15 protein-coding genes are annotated in these 18310 nt (G+C 40.4%); 8 read left to right on the top strand and 7 right to left on the bottom strand.

What is annotated here, in order from left to right:
- Window position 1: 1 nt before the first annotated feature.
- The 4 genes from PSR9079_RS12625 to ndk form a co-directional block, all read right to left on the bottom strand.
- Entirely contained in the window at window positions 2-871 is an 870-nt protein-coding gene (locus tag PSR9079_RS12625; protein ID WP_149981917.1) for a RodZ domain-containing protein, read from the bottom strand.
- Entirely contained in the window at window positions 868-2823 is a 1956-nt protein-coding gene (gene pilW / locus PSR9079_RS12620) for a type IV pilus biogenesis/stability protein PilW (RefSeq protein ID WP_149981916.1), read from the bottom strand. Before pilW ends, PSR9079_RS12625 begins: the two co-directional genes overlap by 4 nt.
- Before the next feature lie 112 nt (window positions 2824-2935).
- On the bottom strand, window positions 2936-4069 hold the full coding sequence (gene rlmN / locus PSR9079_RS12615) for a dual-specificity RNA methyltransferase RlmN (protein ID WP_145239689.1): 1134 nt from the start codon (window positions 4067-4069) through the stop codon (window positions 2936-2938).
- A 171-nt stretch (window positions 4070-4240) separates the two neighbouring features.
- A complete protein-coding gene (gene ndk / locus PSR9079_RS12610) occupies window positions 4241-4672 on the bottom strand; it encodes a nucleoside-diphosphate kinase (protein WP_008111339.1) in 432 nt (143 codons plus the stop codon).
- A gap of 600 nt (window positions 4673-5272) precedes the next feature.
- Here ndk and PSR9079_RS24160 point away from each other — a divergent pair.
- Window positions 5273-6589, top strand: coding sequence for a methyl-accepting chemotaxis protein (locus tag PSR9079_RS24160; protein WP_149981915.1), 1317 nt, complete (start codon window positions 5273-5275; stop codon window positions 6587-6589).
- Window positions 6590-6716: 127 nt separating this feature from the next.
- Window positions 6717-8099 carry a prephenate-dependent tRNA uridine(34) hydroxylase TrhP gene (gene trhP / locus PSR9079_RS12600; protein ID WP_149981914.1) on the top strand — a complete coding sequence of 461 codons (1383 nt, stop codon included), beginning with the start codon at window positions 6717-6719 and terminating at the stop codon, window positions 8097-8099.
- A 128-nt stretch (window positions 8100-8227) separates the two neighbouring features.
- On the opposite strand, the gene PSR9079_RS12595 is transcribed toward trhP, so the two are convergent.
- The 3 genes from PSR9079_RS12595 to PSR9079_RS12585 form a co-directional block, all read right to left on the bottom strand.
- Window positions 8228-9007, bottom strand: a complete 780-nt coding sequence (locus tag PSR9079_RS12595; RefSeq protein WP_149981913.1) for a hypothetical protein — start codon at window positions 9005-9007, stop codon at window positions 8228-8230.
- 745 nt (window positions 9008-9752) lie between these two features.
- A complete protein-coding gene (locus PSR9079_RS12590) occupies window positions 9753-11045 on the bottom strand; it encodes a type II toxin-antitoxin system HipA family toxin (protein ID WP_149981912.1) in 1293 nt (430 codons plus the stop codon).
- Window positions 11035-11325 carry a helix-turn-helix domain-containing protein gene (locus tag PSR9079_RS12585; RefSeq protein WP_149981911.1) on the bottom strand — a complete coding sequence of 97 codons (291 nt, stop codon included), beginning with the start codon at window positions 11323-11325 and terminating at the stop codon, window positions 11035-11037. Before PSR9079_RS12585 ends, PSR9079_RS12590 begins: the two co-directional genes overlap by 11 nt.
- A 230-nt stretch (window positions 11326-11555) precedes the next feature.
- Between PSR9079_RS12585 and PSR9079_RS12580 the strand changes: the two genes are divergently transcribed.
- The 6 genes from PSR9079_RS12580 (at window position 11556) to PSR9079_RS12555 (ending at window position 18310) form a co-directional block, all read left to right on the top strand.
- Window positions 11556-11801, top strand: a complete 246-nt coding sequence (locus PSR9079_RS12580; RefSeq protein WP_149981910.1) for a YfhL family 4Fe-4S dicluster ferredoxin — start codon at window positions 11556-11558, stop codon at window positions 11799-11801.
- A 139-nt stretch (window positions 11802-11940) separates the two neighbouring features.
- The gene (locus PSR9079_RS12575; RefSeq protein WP_149981909.1) at window positions 11941-12864 is read left to right on the top strand and encodes a restriction endonuclease; all 924 of its coding nucleotides are present in this window, start codon (window positions 11941-11943) and stop codon (window positions 12862-12864) included.
- Window positions 12865-12877: 13 nt separating this feature from the next.
- On the top strand, window positions 12878-14557 hold the full coding sequence (locus tag PSR9079_RS12570; RefSeq protein WP_149981908.1) for a class I SAM-dependent DNA methyltransferase: 1680 nt from the start codon (window positions 12878-12880) through the stop codon (window positions 14555-14557).
- Window positions 14547-15632: a PDDEXK nuclease domain-containing protein gene (locus PSR9079_RS12565; RefSeq protein WP_149981907.1), complete on the top strand. Its 1086-nt coding sequence runs from the start codon at window positions 14547-14549 to the stop codon at window positions 15630-15632. Before PSR9079_RS12570 ends, PSR9079_RS12565 begins: the two co-directional genes overlap by 11 nt.
- Window positions 15629-17071, top strand: coding sequence for a restriction endonuclease subunit S (locus PSR9079_RS12560; RefSeq protein WP_149981906.1), 1443 nt, complete (start codon window positions 15629-15631; stop codon window positions 17069-17071). Before PSR9079_RS12565 ends, PSR9079_RS12560 begins: the two co-directional genes overlap by 4 nt.
- The gene (locus PSR9079_RS12555; RefSeq protein ID WP_149981905.1) at window positions 17072-18310 is read left to right on the top strand and encodes an SIR2 family protein; all 1239 of its coding nucleotides are present in this window, start codon (window positions 17072-17074) and stop codon (window positions 18308-18310) included.

Genomic DNA, 18310 nt, shown 5'->3' with positions numbered 1-18310 from the left:
ACTACTCTGTTAACGGTAAATTAAATTTGGCTAAACGATTTTTTGGGAAACTGGAAATATCAATCTTTTCACCGTCAAGAGTGATATCAACAGCTTGATGCTTACCAAGCACGATAGAAAAAGGCAGATGACCTGATAAAGTCATATCATAACCCGCTTTTTTAACACCAAACGCCACTTTATCACCTTTGCCGTCATGAACTTCAACCCAACTTTCTTCATTGAAATGCATAACTATGGTGCCAAGGCCATCATTTTGTGGCTCGCTTGACGTTTCGCTCGGGGCAACGTCTAGTTCGGTATCGGCTTGTTGCTCCATAATTTGCGCCGCAGTGGGGTCATCAATCGATTCATCAGGACCAGCTTGTTCTAACAGACTGTTCGACGCTACATCAGGGTCTGCTTGCGCGACTGCAACTGTCTCTTTGGCAAAGCTATTTAAAGATTGCGTTACAACTTGTTCGTCAAGAGGGGTTGAGTTTTGCCACCACCATAATGCGGATGAACCAATAACAATTGCCAGAATAACGTAACTTACCAGCATCAACCGACTATCATGAGCTTCTTTTTCTGTTCGTCTAGAAAAGCTTTGCATGTTGGTTTTTTTAACGGTTTCCTGCGGTTCAGGGAACAGCGCTAAAACGGCCGCAGTATCTAAATTAAAGGCGCGACAATAACTTTTTGCATAACCTTTAACAAAGGTAGCAGGGCCGATTAATTGGTGTTCGTCATTCTCAAGACGTTGTAATTGCAACACCGATAATTTTAAATTTTTTGCCAACTCTTCTAAGCTGACATTCGCTTGCTCGCGGCTACTTTTTAAAGTTTGGCCAAGAGTGAGCGTTGTTGATTCCGTATTTTCATCATTCATAATGAGTATGATTCAGGGTCCACTAGTAACAGTCTATGCCCAGGTTTAAGTGCAACATCCGGGCTTAATTTATTCCATCGCATTAACTGATCAATTAACAAGCGACGCTTGGTGGCAATACTATACAAAGTATCACCGACGTTAATTTCGTAATAAATGTTGGGATCGTTGAGATAAATTTTCGTCCCATTGACCACCCGATCAGATTCTTTCAGACCATTCCATTGGAGTAATTTCTGTAGTTTAACATTGTATCGTACTGAAATGCTAAATAGGTTTTCACCATCTTGCAAAACATGGTAAGGCGTCGTTAATTGTGGGATCCGCGAATTTAGCAACGGTGCGTGAGTGTTTTGTTGCGGATCTTGAAAACGGATCTCAGGTGTAGAGCTATATCCTGACTCTGCGAAGACGGCGGCGTTACGTTTTGGCTGGTAAAAAACCACCTTTTCTTCATCCGTTAATTCATCACTAAATTGTGCTTGGCTTGAAGCCTGGCTGTTATTTGCAACGGCTTGGCTATCCGTGGGCGCACCAAAAGAAACAATTGTTACACCATCTTGTGCTTTGCTGCTACGAGCAAGCGTTTGGGTAGGAGTTGCGGCAGTCGCTGTGGGCGCTGTTGCTAAATGCACAGTTGGTATTGCTAATGCTTTAGCAACCTCCTCCTCAGAGGTTAATGATGCAATGTCCGTCGCTTGAGTTGAAGTTACAGCAGGATTGTTTGGTGTTTGTGCAACCACCAGAGCAGACATTACTGCCACAGGATCATTATTGTTTGCTGGGGCACTGATCTGTACAGCGGTAGTATCAATGTTTGTTTGCACTGGCGTTGTTATTGCTGTGGTACTTAAAGCCGCCAAAATACCACTCGTATCGACTGGTGTTGATACTGTTGCTTGGCTTTGCTGGCTACTTTGTGATGCGGTGCTTTGCGTTGGCGCAACCGGTGAAGTTAGCAACGCGGCAGTTAATTCATTGCTGCTTGCATTGTTATTTTTAACGGCCATTGTTGGCGTTGTGATACTTTGCACCGACGTACTAGTTGCTGGCGCTTTTTTCTTTTTTACAATGCGTATTTTGGGTGCCGAGATCACCTCTCCCGCAGGGCTATTTGCTTGTAGCTCATCTAATTTTGCTTGGCGGTATTGCGAGCGTAGTATTTCAAACTCACTACGTTTGATTTTTTGCTCGCGAATGATCCCCGCTTCACTTGAGGTTGGGTAGGTTTGCAATATCATTGCCGCAGTGGTTTCGGCTTTTTCAATGTGTCCCATGCGCTGCTCAACTAAATAGCTTAATAGCAATGAGCGAGACGATACTTGACCACTATTCTCATAACGCTCGAGTATTTCTTTTGCTCTATGTAAATCACTTTTAGCGTAATACAAAGCGGCTAAACTGATCAGTGATGAGGCACGCATTGAACTGTGATTAATGGCCGATTTGAAATATTTTTCAGCGTTATCAAAATCATCAAACTCAATGGCGCACAGAGCTAAATTTTCATAACTTTCTGCTACTCGTATATAACTTGGGATGGCAATGGCTTTGAGTAGTTGTTCTGTGGCGCGGTCGTACTCGTCAATACCGCATAAAAATACCCCGTAGTTATTTCGGGTATTAGGATCATTGGGATCAATTTTTATTGCTTTTTGATAGGCTTTATCGGCTTGTACGTTTTCGCCGACTTGTTGGTAATAATAAGCAAATGAATAATGGACTTCAGGAAGATCAGGAGAGAAAGACGCGGCGCGTTCGAGGTTATACTTTGCTTGCGAGCTATTACCAGTGCTTAAATATTCTAATGCTAAGGCTATTCGGGTACGTGCTGCGCCGGTATTATTGATTTTATTTTCAACGACTGGTTTGTCATTGCCATCATAACTATTTTCAGTTACACACCCTGTTAAAGCGAGTGCACTGATAGTTAAAGCAAGTAAAGATCGCATTACTTCATCTCTTTATTATTGTCCATGCACCTATATTACCGAAAAGCCCTTATCTTGCATCATTTATTTAAAAATAAAGCAGCGCTAAGGGCTTTTGATTCACGACAACAGATTATGCTTGGTGGATATTAACCGCAATCGCATTATCGTCGCGCATTTTCTTTTTCGCTAAACGTTTTGTACGGTCAACTACATCACCAACTAACTGGCCGCAGGCTGCATCAATATCATCACCGCGAGTACGACGCACAATACAGGTAATACCTGCTGCTTGTAGCACTTTTGAAAAGCGGTCAATACGGCTGTTACTAGAGCGTGTATATTCGTTACCCGGGAATGGGTTAAACGGGATAAGGTTCACTTTAGATGGTGTGCCTTTGAGTGTTTTAACTAATTCATGGGCTTGATCTGTGCTGTCATTAATACCATTTAGCATCACATACTCAATGGTCACATCTTTATTGGCTTTAGAGCCATCAATGTAACGACGACACGCCGCTAAAAACTCTTCAATTGGGTATTTTTTATTGATTGGCACTAAAATATCACGTAATGCGTTATCAGGTGCGTGTAGAGAAATAGCCAATGCAACGTCGATTTTTTCTTTCAATAAATCAAGTGCAGGCACCACACCAGAGGTACTTAAAGTAACGCGGCGTTTAGATAAACCAAAACCCCAATCGTCCATCATTAATTCCATTGCCGGAACTACGTTTTTAAGATTAAGCAATGGCTCGCCCATGCCCATCATAACGACGTTGGTGACCGGACGCTTTTCACTGTTGCCATCAAGACCTATGTCTTTGGCCACACGCCAAACTTGGCCGATAATTTCAGATACTTTTAAGTTACGGTTAAACCCTTGCTGCGCTGTTGAGCAAAATGTACATTCAAGCGCACAACCAACTTGCGATGATACACACAAGGTGGCACGTTCTTTTTCTGGGATCCACACGGCTTCAACTTCTTGGCCGCCTTCAAGTATCAGCGCGTACTTGATTGTACCGTCACTGGCTTGTTGGCGTACGGTGATTTCAGGCGCGACAATTTCACATTCTGCTTTTAGTTTTTCTTTCAGCTTTTTGTTAACGTTGCTCATTTCGTCAAAGTTATCAACGCCAAAATGATAAATCCATTTCATCACCTGATCGCCACGGAATGGCTTTTCACCGAACGATACAAATAACTCGCGCATTGCATCTCGGTTTAAATCTAATAAGTTAATCTTTTTTTGCTCAGTGGTCATGAAACAACCTTAATCAGTGACGGTGGTGATAAAAATTTACAAAGGCGAATTGTACACAATTCACTCACTTTAATCATTAAGTAAAACATCATAAATTAGATAATTAATACTTTAACTAATGACTAAAAAAGGGCTCGAAAGCCCTTTTTACTTTTGCTTAGCGCGTTCGAATTAACGAGTACGTGGGCAAAGCTCTTCGTCTGCGAAGAAGTACGCGATTTCGCGAGCAGCAGATTCAACAGCGTCTGAACCGTGAACAGCATTTTCGTCGATGCTATCAGCGTAGTCAGCACGTAAAGTACCAGCTAGTGCTTCAGCAGGGTTAGTAGCACCCATGATTTCGCGGTTTTTAAGAACAGCGTTTTCGCCTTCAAGAACTGTAACCATTACTGGACCAGATGTCATGAAAGATACTAAAGCACCAAAGAAAGGACGCTCGCTGTGTTCTGCGTAGAAACCTTCCGCTTTCTCTTGTGAAAGGTGAACCATTTTAGCTGCAACGATTTTAAGGCCAGCAGTTTCGAAACGGTTGTAGATAGCGCCGATGTGGTTTTTAGCAACTGCATCAGGTTTTACGATTGAGAAAGTACGCTCTAAAGCCATCTTTATGCTCCAATAATTTTTAAGTAAAAGTGTGAATATTAACGGGCGCGAATTATACGCGTTTTAGTAGGCAATGCCTAGTTTTATTAAAAACTAGCTTGATGACAATTGTGCGATTTTTAAATGTTAGGCAATCACCACGCATAGAAAAGCATGATGCTGTGAATTAATTAATGATCTAACATTGCATGGGACTACGTATTACTTAATTTAGCTAATAATAAGTTGAAATATTTTTCGAAAGTTATTTTTAGTACAAAGAAGGTTGTTTTTAGTACAAAATAGTGCTCAGTGACTATAACGTTTAGGCCCTTATCTGTAACTGCACTATTAAAAATTACCTTAAATTTTATTAACCTTATGTTTTAATTATTTATTTTAAAATTATTGATAGGCGCTTTTGTCTCATTCGAGCTTTTGCTATTTAAACTGCTATAAGATGCACAATAGAAAATCCACTTTTAGCTTAAAATGATTATTTTAGTTAAATTCTACTAAATTTGGGGACTTGGTTTACACTCAAGTAATAATCATGGAATAAATTAAAGGTTTTAATATCTTCGTGCTTCATTTCATCCATTTCATTGATAGTAGGTTGCTATGTTTTTTAATAACACTATAAAAAGTGAGAATGCTAAATTAAAAAGTCAGCTTTTTGTGCAGAATCAAGTAAGAAAAAGCTTAGACGAAGAAATGCTAGTTTTAATCATTGATAAGACTGGGCTTATTTCATCGCAAAATAAAAACTTTGCAAACGAGCTTGGTTACCCTGATCAGCAACTGATTGGGAAAAAGTTACTAGATTTTGTGCCAAGTAACGTCAGACAGACAGGGCATTTTAAAAGCTTAAAAAAAGCATTAGAGAAGCATGAACACTGGGCTGGTGCATTGCAGTTTGTTCATGTTAATGGTGAACAAGACTGGCTAAGAAGTATTTTACAGCCGATCATTGATGAGCAAGGTAAGCTAGTTGAGTTTACTCTGCATTCTAATGTGTTAACGCGTACGATTGAAACCTCCCGTGAGCATCAAGATTTAATTAAAGCATTACATCGTGCCATGGCCGTTATTGAATTTGATACTAATGGCATTGTATTGACAGCAAACGAAAACTTTTTGGCGGGAATGGGCTATTCACTTAAAGAGATTGTTGGCCAACATCATCGTATTTTTTGTGAACCAGAAGAGGCTAATTCACCAGAATATGAAGCCTTTTGGAAACAGCTTAAAAGAGGCGAATACGTTTCAAGCCGTTTTAAACGCATAGACAGTTATGGGCGAGTGGTTTGGCTTGAAGCTTCTTATAACCCAATTTTCAATGAGCAAAACGAACTGTATAAAGTGGTTAAATTCGCTACTGTTATTACTGAGCAAGTTGAGCGGGAGCTCGCAATCGCAGAGGCGGCAGATATTGCCTATAGCACTTCAACTGAAACTGACCACCTTGCAGATCAAGGTGCTGCTGTCATTGAGCAAGCGGTTAAAGTAATGAATGAGCTGGCGGTGCAAATGTCGCAAGCAGGGGATGAAATATCAGCATTGGATAAACAATCACAGTTAATTGCCAGCATAGTGCAAAGTATTAGCAGCATTGCTGATCAAACTAATTTGCTAGCCTTAAATGCGGCGATTGAAGCAGCAAGAGCTGGTGAGCAAGGGCGAGGTTTTGCGGTAGTCGCCGATGAAGTGCGTCAATTAGCATCTCGAACCAGTAAAGCCACAGAAGAAATTGTTGAAGTGGTACAAAAAAATCAAAGCTTAACGCAGTCAAGTGTAAAAGCAATTAAGCAAGGTGAAGATAAAGCACAAGAAGGGTTAGAGCTGTCAAACGAGTCTGGCATTGTGATGAGCAATATTAAAAAAGGTGCCCAGCAAGTCGTTGATGCAGTGAGCCAGTTTGCCAATCAATTAAAGTGAGTTTTATGATTTCGATCAAAACATCTTAATTTAACGTACCATATACTGCCGCGCTTTATTACTTGATCTGATTTTCAGGTTATTTTCATGCCACTGGCTTGATCCCAGTTTTATGTATGGAGCGCGCATGTCGTCAATTATTACCTCGTTTACCCCAGAGTTACTTTCACCAGCTGGCAGTTTAAAAAACATGCGTTATGCCTTTGCTTATGGGGCTGATGCGGTGTATGCCGGACAACCTCGTTATAGCTTGCGAGTACGTAATAATGAATTTGATCTGGAAACGTTAAAAATAGGCATTGATGAAGCGCATGCGCTGAATAAAAAGTTTTATGTAGTATCAAACATTGCCCCGCACAATGCCAAAGTGAAATCGTATTTACGCGACATTGAACCAGTCATTGCGATGGGGCCAGATGCGCTGATCATGTCAGATCCGGGTTTAATCATGTTAGTGCGTGAAAAGTGGCCTGATATGGCTATTCATTTATCAGTACAAGCAAACGCTGTAAATTATGCCAGCGTACAGTTTTGGGCAAAACAAGGCATAGAGCGAGTGATTTTATCCCGCGAGCTATCTCTGGAAGAAATAAGTGAAATTCGTTCTTTATGCCCAGCAACTGAGCTAGAAGTATTTGTACACGGCGCATTGTGTATGGCGTATTCTGGCCGTTGTTTGTTATCAGGCTACATAAACAAACGCGATCCAAACCAAGGCACCTGTACCAATGCATGCCGCTGGGAATACGATGTAAAACCGGGCGTTGAAAACGAAACCGGTGAAATGGTGCATAAATTTGATCCTCAGCAGGTTATTCCTACTCTTGGCGACGGCGCACCAAGTAATGATATTGTTATGCTTGAAGAGCAAGGCCGCCCGGGTGAATACATGCCAGCGTTTGAAGACGAACACGGCACTTATATCATGAACTCAAAAGATTTACGCGCCGTGCAATACGTAGAGCAGCTTACAAAAATGGGCGTACACAGCTTAAAAATAGAAGGCCGCACTAAATCCTTTTATTATGTTGCGCGCACAGCACAGGTTTATCGTAAAGCAATTGACGATGCCGCAGCAGGAAAACCATTCGATGCTGATCTATTTAAAACATTAGAAAACCTAGCCCATCGCGGTTACACCGAAGGCTTTTTAAAGCGCCACGCCCATCAAGATTATCAAAACTACGAATACGGCCATTCGGTATCGACTAAGCAGCAATTTGTCGGCGAAGTATTAGGGCGTAATGCCACCGGTTTGGTAGAGATTGATGTTAAAAACAAATTCTGCGTAGGTCATTCATTAGAGCTGATGACCCCTAAAGGTAATATTAGTTTTGTGCTTGAATGTATGGAAAACAAAAAGGGCGAGGCAATTACCGATGCCAAAGGCTCAGGGCATATAGTAAAAATTCCACTGCCCGACAATATCGATTTAGAACACGCCATATTAATGCGTAATCTGGACGAAAACCAAGACACCCGCAATCCGTTTAAACAAATCGCGGGTTAGCTTGTAGTTAACAACAGGTGTTAATGCTTTCAACACCTTTAATTATCTATCATCCAAATTTTGGGTTGATTATTACCTATAAAAAGTGATGCCGAAAAACAAAGCCGCGGTATCACTTTCAATAGACATTAGCGTAATTGAAAGTGCTGGAAAACAGCTTGTCTAACTTCAATATACTCAATGTGGCCATTACTAGGTATGATCATATCTTGAAATTCATACTGGTATCCGTTGAAATTAACAAAGACATCACAGGTATAAAAAGGCGTACCCTGTGCGCCAGATTTACTGACAGGAACCACACGTTGATGATCGCTGGTTGTGAAATTTTCGCGATCAATACGCCCATACGAAAACCCCTGTGATGATTCAAACCAAGTAAATGCAACAATTGAAAGAATTACGGGCATACACAAGTAAGCGTGCTTTATAAGCCTTTCCCTATATTTATAGGCCAAATTTGGTAGCATAATCATATTAATAACAATTAATGCCGCAGATAAATAAACGCCAAAAATGAGGAGTAAACGAGTATCAGCCATTGCGATCACCATAAATGGAAATAAAGCGATAACGATTAAGATAATGGCATAACTAAGGCGGGTTTTAGGGTTGCTTGCAAATAATGCTAATAACACCATTCCTATAAAAATATAAGCAAGGAACAAACAAAGCGGTAAGCCCAGTATTGAAACGCTAACATATATTTTCTGCATGCGGGTAAAGTCCAGCATCGGTATATTTACAACCGTTACAGCAATAACGTAAGCAATTAAATAAACCATTAAACTTATTTTAAAGTTGTTAAAGACTTTGCCAATAAGCCAGTTGATTGACTTTGTAATGTAGCAAATAGGCGATAGCATATTTAAGTCATCTTTAACTTCTATTAACTTTTCTTTACTCATTTATCTCCAATCATCATATGTATTTTTTAAGTTATTGACTCCATTAGTATTATAAAATAGTTGCGTAAAAATAGTAATCAGAAAAAGTCGCCCTTAAAATACACGTCGTTACTTAATTTAGTTCCTTAGGTTTATTCTTAACCCCAAAACCAGCACTTCAGTAGGTGATTATCACTAATTAGACCTTTTCTGTAAAAAATATTTATATTAATTATTTAACTGTTTTTTAGTTAAGCCGTGCAGGAAACTTGAGTCGATAGGAACTCTATAACTGCATGGCAAATTCTGGAATTACTGAAGAAGATGTAATTCGTTGTTGATAATCGAGATTAGTTAACCCAATAAATTGGGGCGTTAAATGCAGGGCAAGCTTACTGTCGAAAACAGCAAAGAACTGGGTAATACAAAGGGTCGTAAAGTAAAATTTATCATAATAGTTATAATCACTTTTTTAAGAGGTTGTTAAAACTAGCATTACACGGGCTAACTCTCTATGACCAGATTTTTGATAGCTATTACGATATTTGTTTTTGATTATTAAAATTGCATTGCCTGCGATTCAATTCCCACCTACAACTGCTACAGATATTAAGAAGATAAAACCATGAAATTACAAAAGCAGATAATTGACTCAAGATCTTTACCGACTAAATTATATGGTTTTTGAACAATTAGAGTAAAAATTGCAACCCCAAATTTGTAGAGAAAATCTAATTGATTTGTAAGTGCTATTAGCTTAATACAATTAGCGACCAGTTAAATGCTTATTCATGGCGTACGTATTATCAAGCTGTTGCTCTATTAAGTTAATCGTTTGCTTATTTACGCCGAGTGCTTTAGCTGTGTCTTTAAAGTTGAAAATAATCTCTGCTATTTCAGATATGATCACTTGTACCTGCTTCCAATTTGCATAACCAGCTGCAGAGGCCAGCTTTTGAATCGCTTTTAGTGGTGGGTTTTTTCCAAATCCGGCAAATGAAGTCGCATGCTCGTTAAAAGGATGAGGACTAAAAGTTACATCATAAAAAGGCGCTAAATCCCACTCACCTGAATCTTCTTGTAAAAAAGCCCAGTTTTTACTGTGGTCATCTTGATTACAGCTAAATAAATTAAACATAGCTCGACGAAATTGTAATTGCCCTGCAGCAGGTGATTTGCATAAAACACGGCTCGCTTTAATTAAATCCTCATAATCTAATGAAGGTGTGCGAAAATCAGCATCCAGCAAGCCACATGCACTATGCATATGTTTGCAGCCCATTTTATCACCCATTAATTTAAACCTATCGAATCGCTTTAAGGCGAGCCATTGCTTTGCACCGGTTCCTTCTGGGGCGGGTACCAGTAATCTCTGAGGTGGGTTTAATCCCGTTTGTTCAGCCAAATCCAAATACACAGCTTCACATAACCCTTCCTCATGTCCTAAAGCGAGGTTTTTGGATGTGAACTTTATTAACCAAGCATCATCGCCCGTTTTAGGCTTAGTTCTACATTCTTGTATCTTATTGTCAGGAAAATAAATTTGAGCCTTAGGTCGTGCACCGCCGGAACTGCCAGCAGCTACTAACGCAGAAAGTACTTCTTCTGTTTGCCCGTCAAATATTGCTTGAGCTTGTTGACCTAATGTAGCAAGGCCAGCCTCATTGTCATTTGTGCCATCATAATGAGTTTCAGGTGTAAACGATAATGCGCCCATAGCCGAATGGCCAACAAAAGATAAGCGGTCCATAGCGGTAACAAAGTTAGGCATTATATTATTTTGTCTGAATACGCGGTCCTGTAGTAGTAACCCCCACCCATCAGGTAAACAATCAGAAAAGACCCCATGCAACCCGTTGTGTGGGGTTTTAGGTGCTAACTGAACCTCTCTATTAAAGGCGAGTGAGAATGGCGAAAGATTACCGTATGTGTCTAAATAACTTTCCTCGAATTGAAAGTAAACACCTTGCCTATTTTGAGCAAGTACACCCACCATTAATTCTGATGAATCTGAAAGTGTACGTTTTACTTCTAGCTTATCTATGGGTTTAAAGGCCATTGTTTAACACCTGATCAATAGACGTTGGCGCATTTTTATTTTGAGCTGGCACTTTTGTTAAGTCATATAAACGAGTTAAGTCGTCGAGTGTTTGCCACAAAAGCAATAGCTGTCTGAATGAAATAAGCCCTGTAACCTCAAACTTTTTTATTGTAGAAGCAGGTACTGTGCTTTTTTTAGCTAACGCCTCGCGTGACATTTTTGCTTTTTTGCGACATTCTTTTAGATGCTCAGCAAAGGCTTGCTGCACATCACCTTCGCTTAATAATAGATAATTAATAATAGCACCTCACGAACTTGATTGGACATTACTATAGCCAAAATTGCTTTTTTATGAGCTTAATGGATATTATAGTGTCCATTTTTTAGTTGTAAAGTGAATGGTTGAATGCGGACTACCTAATATGATTTTTATTGATTGAGATCAACAAGAAAACGCGGAATAAAATGCATAATTTACGGCTGCAAATTTATGCTAGAAGTACTAGCTCTAATAAATGAGGTTAGAGAGTGGCTTTACTAATTAACAGCAAATGCATTAACTGCGACATGTGCGATCCAGAATGCCCTAACGAAGCCATTTATATGGGCGCTAAAATTTACCAAATAGACCCTGCAAAGTGCACTGAATGCGTAGGCCATTACGACAAACCCACCTGCGTCAGTGTATGCCCGATAGATTGTATAAAGCCCGATCCCGCTCATCGTGAAAGTATAGATGAACTGGCCGAGAAGTATGTAAGGTTGACCGTGTAATCTAAATTACTTGTCTATACCAGCAATCCCACCGACATAACCTTTGCCCCATAATCCTAATTTGTATATTATCTTGATTAACAAGAACAATGGATTAGCCATTTAGTTACTTAACTAATAAGGCTGGCAAGGGAATACTATGTCGTTACCCGATTACCAATCTTTTATGACTCCTCTTTTAGAGTGTTTAGCCAATGGTAAAACTGTAAAGCTCAAAGATATTGAAGCAAACGTTTATCAAAGCCTAAGCTTATCGGCTGAGCAGCTTAAACTGCGTATTCCCAGTGGAAAGCAAACCTATGCTTATCACCGTTTAGGCTGGGCTAAAACTTATTTGGTGCAAGCGGGTTTAATTGAGCAGCCTAAAAGAGCTTTTTGTAAAATCACGCAAAAAGGGCTAAAGGCAATTGAGTCTGGCGAGCCAATCAATAATCAATACTTAAGCAAGTTTGCAGCTTTTATTGATTTTAAAACACGTTCTAAAGACGAAAGTGAACCTGTGCAAGCAAATTCCACCAGCATAGTAAGTAATAACTCAGATAAAACTCCTGAAGAGCTTATAGAAGCTGCAGTTGATACCCTGAATACCAATCTAAGTGATGAAATACTAAAAGCGATTCTAGCAGCATCCCCGGTATTTTTTGAAAACCTTGTAGTCGATTTAATGCTTGCCATGGGTTACGGAGGGTCACGCAAAGATGCAGGCCAAGCGACTCAATACACTCAAGATGGTGGGATTGATGGGGTGATCAAAGAAGATAAACTCGGCCTTGAAATGATATACTTGCAAGCCAAACGCTACACCAATAAAACAGTGGGTCGCCCAGATATACAAGCCTTTGCAGGTGCGCTTGATATGCACCGTGCTAAAAAGGGCGTTTTCATCACCACCAGCAGTTTTAGTAAAGACGCTTTTGACTACATTGGTAGAATAGACAAACGGATAGTGCTTATAGATGGTGCACAACTTACAGAGCTAATGCTTAGTCATAATTTAGGCGTTAGCACCAAACAGGTATTTGAAGTAAAAACGCTCGATAGCGATTATTTTATAGAAGATTAATTAGGCAAAACTAATGACCAATACTGAAGAACAACAATTTCTAACCGATCTTGAAAAAAAGCTCTGGAACGCTGCCGACAAACTACGTTCAACCCTTGATGCTGCGCAGTATAAACACGCCGTACTGGGTTTAGTGTTTATTAAATACGTGTCTGATGCTTTTAAAATTCGCCAAGACGAATTAATCGCCGCGTTTAATAATCCTGATAGCGACTATTTTTTAGACCCAGAAGACTTTGGCGGGGAAGACTCCGCCGAGTTCCAAGAAGAACTTGCAGTTGAGTTAGAACAGCGTGATTATTATCTTGAAACCAATACTTTTTGGGTGCCAACTCAAGCCCGCTGGTCGTTTTTACAAGATAACAATAAAACGGTGATCGGTGGCGCTGAGCTGTCAATCGGTAACGATAAAGCCATTAAAATCACTTCGGTCGGTCACTTAATTGATAATGCGCTTGATGCCATTGAAGTGGCCAATCCAAAACTTAAGGGCGTACTTAATAAGCAATACACGCGCCTGCAAATAGACCAAGTTAAACTGGCCGAACTTATCGACCTAATCGCGACTATTCCTTTTGTGCATGCGTCATTAAATTCAAAAGATATTCTGGGTCATATTTATGAATATATGCTTGGTCAGTTTGCATTAGCAGAGGGTAAAAAAGGCGGGCAGTTCTACACGCCTAAATCAATTGTAAGCCTCATGGTACAAATGATGGAACCCTTTAAAGGCCGTGTTTACGACCCAGCTATGGGTTCGGGTGGGTTCTTTGTTCAAAGTGAGCATTTTATTAATGCGCACAAAGGTAAAATTGGCGATGTGTCTATTTACGGCCAAGAATACAACCATACTACATGGCAGTTAGCCTCGATGAATATGGCGATTCGTGGTATTGATTTTAACTTTGGTAAAGAGCCTGCCAATACCTATACCAACGATCAACACTCTGATTTGCGTGCCGATTTTGTAATGGCTAACCCGCCATTTAACATGAAAGAGTGGGATGTTGGCGTGAGTGATGATGACCCGCGCTGGGCTTACGGCACACCGCCATCGGGTAATGCCAATTTTGCTTGGTTACAACACATGCTATATCACACTGCGCCCAATGGCAGTGTTGGCTTGTTACTGGCTAATGGTTCAATGTCGTCAAACACCAATAACGAAGGTGCAATCCGCAAAGCTCTCATAGAGCAAGACCTAGTAGAATGCATGGTAGCCTTGCCCGGCCAGTTATTTACTAATACCCAAATTCCAGCTTGTATTTGGTTTTTAACTAAAAATAAAAATGCGCGAGTGAGTGCTTCTGGCCGTCAATTAACCGACCGCCGTGGAAAAGTACTATTTATTGATGCGCGTAACTTAGGCTATATGAAAGACCGCGTATTGCGCGACTTTACTCAAACCGATTTAGACCAAGTAACCGCCACCTTTCACAATTGGCAGCAAGCAAGCGACTATCAAGACACCGCAGGCTTTTGTGCCAGTGTTGATTTAGCAGGTATTACCAAACACGACTTTGTATTAACCCCGGGGCGTTATGTGGGCGCAGAAGCCGCCAAAGACGATGGCGAACTCTTTGCTGATAAAATGGCGCGTTTAACTACACAACTTAAAAGCCAATTTGCAGAGTCAGAACGTTTAGAGGCGCAAATAAAACAAAACCTCAAAGGCTTAGGGTATGACATCTAAACAACCTAGTATAGCAACCGAGGCTACGCCCGTGCTATTAGCCAATATTCGCCAAGTAATTAACCAAGCGCAAAGTCAAGTTAAACACACAGTTAATAGCGCCATGGTGCAAGCTTACTGGCATATTGGCCAGTTAATTGTTGAGCAAGAACAACAAGGGCAAAACCGTGCCGAGTACGGAAAAGCCCAGCTTAAACAGCTCTCAATGCAGTTAACCAAAGAATACGGCAAAGGATTTTCTAGTCGTAACCTTGCTAATATGCGCAGTTTTTACGTGGCGTTTCCAATTTTGCAGACACTGTCTGCAAAATTGAGCTGGTCGCATTACTGTCAATTAATTCGTATTGAAAACCAAGCCGCGCGGCTTTGGTATATGCAAGAATCTGCCGAGCAAAACTGGAGCGTACGCGCGCTTGAACGTCAAGTGGGCACCTTGTATTACGAGCGCTTATTAGCCAGTAAAAATAAACAACCCGTAGAGCAAGAAGCCCAGCAAAATACCTTGCCACTGGCAGAACATGCACAAGACTATTTACGCGACCCCTACATTCTCGACTTTTTAAATTTAGATAGCGGCCATTACCAAGAAGCAGACCTAGAGCAAGGCATAATTAATAACTTACAAAAGTTTTTATTAGAGCTAGGTAAAGGCTTTGCCTTTGTGGCGCGCCAACAACGTATTTGCACTGACGATGGCGACTACTTTATAGATTTGGTGTTTTATAACTTTCATCTTAAATGCTTTATGTTGATTGATTTAAAACTCAACAAACTCACGCATCAAGATGTGGGGCAAATGGACATGTACGTGCGTATGTACGAAGAGCAACAACGCCGCCCTGACGATAACCCAACCATTGGTTTAATTCTGTGTAGCGAGCATAATCACACCGTGGCTAAGTACTCAGTGCTGAACGAAAGCAAACAGTTATTTGCCTCTAAATACCTGACTCAACTACCGAGCGAAGAAGAGCTACAACGCGAGCTTGAAAAAGAGCGTGCCCGCGTACAACAGCAGCTGAGTAACCAGCAAAAGGAGTTTGATGATGAAGAACAGAGAGATATCGGTTTATGAGTATTGATTGGCCAATTCAAACACTTGGTGATGTTTGTGAAAAAATAACAGACGGAGCACATAATAGTCCTAAGTCAGTTACTTGTGGAAAGCACATGGCTTCAGTAAAAGATCTTACGCACTTTGGTGTCGATTTATCTCAAGCACGATTAATCGCAATCGAAGAGTTTGATAAATTAGTGAAACAGGGCTGCAGACCTGAGGTTGGGGATGTATTGATTGCAAAGGATGGTAATAGTGCACTAGACACTGTATGTACTGTAGATACGCCTCTTGATGCAGTTATGCTGTCATCAGTAGCAATATTAAGACCTGATAAATTAAAATTGGACTTCGATTTTCTCAAATATTATTTTTGCTCTAAAGAAGTTATTGATTATTTGAAAGGAAACTTTATATCAGGAGCTGCAATACCAAGGGTTGTCTTAAAAGACTTTCGTAAAGCAAAAATTAAATTACCGCCCTTGGTTACCCAAAGAAAAATAGCCCAAAGGTTACGTTTATTAGATGAAAAGATTTTACTCAACCGCCAAACTAACCAAACCTTAGAGCAAATCGCACAGGCGATGTTTAAAAGCTGGTTTGTCGATTTTGATCCCGTACGCGCAAAAATAGCGGCCAATGCCGCCGGTGAAAATGCGCAGCGTGCTGCCATGGCAGCCATTAGCGGACTCTCTATTACGCCCGAGCAAGCACAGGGGCTCGCCGCAGGCGCTATCGCAGATATTGATCAGCTACAGCAACAACACCCAGAGCAATACCAACAACTACAAGCCACCGCCGACTTATTCCCCGATAACCTAATCGACTCAGAACTAGGCGAAATACCAGATGGGTGGGTTTGGAGCGAAATCGGTAATGAAGTTGACGTTGTTGGCGGTGGAACACCTAGCACTAAAAATGCAGATTTTTGGGATGGTGGTGACATTTTCTGGACTACACCTAAGGATATGTCGAATCTAACAGATAAAATTCTTTTAGAAACAGATCGAAAAATCACTTCAGCAGGCTTAAAAAAAATAAGCTCAGGTCTATTGCCTGTAAATACTGTATTAATGTCATCGCGAGCTCCGGTTGGTTATCTGGCCATAACTAAAGTACCTTTAGCGATAAATCAGGGTTATATTGCGATGAAATGTGAGGCTACATTAACACCTGAATATGTTGTTCAATGGGCTGAATCAGTTATGGATGAAGTCAAGCAAAGAGCTAGCGGTACAACTTTTGCGGAAATTAGCAAAAAGAACTTTAAAATAATTGCTGTAATTGTGCCTGAAGATAAAGTGTTGGCTGAATTTACAAGTGTTGTTTCAAGTCTTTATGAAAAAGTTACTGAGACATTAATTGAGACTAAATCATTAACAGCAATAAGAGACACTTTACTCCCCAGATTGCTTTCAGGCGAACTTAGCATAGACACCAGCGAAACGGAATTTTAAATGGCGATTGAAAAAATAAAGCAAAGTGCTGACTTAATTGAAAAAGTCGAGCAGTATTTACAAAATGGTTTGAACTCAAATTCCTTGTTTAATGACGCATTAGATGAAGGGGATTTACTAAGCATTCGTAGCATAAAAGATACTGAGCATACTCACCAATACAAAGCCAGTGAGGTGTTGTATTGGGTTGATCGCAACGCCTATTTAGATGAGTTTGATAACTGGAATGGCGAGCAATTGCGAGATAAGCACCGTGAAGCAATTGAGTATGTTGATGCGACTCAACAAGACTCAGTTGTGTCAGACCTGATCGCCCTAATTAAAAAAAAGAAAGTGGCGCCTTTTGTTGGTGCTGGGGTTTCAGCGGCTGCAGGCTACCCAAGTTGGGATACGGTACTTAAAGAGCTGGGTAAAAAGCTGACTAATGTTGATAATGCACACGTTGAAGAACTCTTAGCTAACGAGCGCTATTTAGAGTTAGCACAGCTATTAGCAGATGCATCATCTTCGCAACTCAATAATCATATTCGTACCACGTTTAGAATTAAATCGACCATTGAACAAGATAAAACTCTTGTGCCAGACGTGATTAAATTACTGCCACGCTTGTGCGCAGGCGCTATGGTAACCACTAATTTTGATACCTTAATTGAGAGTTGGTTTAAAGCGCATAAAACGGCCTCTGAATTTGATGGAATTTTATGTGGTTTACAAGAGAATCATAATTTTGTTACTAAACTACTCAAGGGTGAGCGTTGTTTATTAAAGTTGCATGGTGACGCAACGCAGCCGGAATCTTATATTTTCACTCAAACACAATATGAGCAAGGTTACGGAAGTGGTGGTATTGACTATCGTAAGCAACTCCCTAAGGCACTGCGCCAAATATATATCAGTCATTCATTACTGTTTTTAGGTTGTTCATTACAGCAAGATAAAACCATGGAGCTGTTTGAACAGGTGCGCAATGATGGTGAGTTTGTCATTCCTGAGCATTTTGCTCTATTGGCATTACCCGTTAAACCTATTGAACAGCCACCAACAGCAACTGAAAATAGTGAACAGGTTGTTCCCGCTTTTGAAGCGGATGATGATAAGCGCCAAGAAATGGAAGATAGATTGTTTGAATTAGGTATTCGACCTATTTGGTATCCAGCAACAGATAACCACAAAATGTTAATTCAACTGATTGAGCTGATGGTCGATGTGGCCGATGGTCGCTTAATGTTAAGGGGATAA

The organism is Pseudoalteromonas rhizosphaerae, assembly GCF_902498845.1.
In the GTDB taxonomy this organism is placed as follows: Bacteria; Pseudomonadota; Gammaproteobacteria; order Enterobacterales; family Alteromonadaceae; genus Pseudoalteromonas; species Pseudoalteromonas rhizosphaerae.
This window is presented reverse-complemented; position numbering and strand designations above follow the sequence as displayed.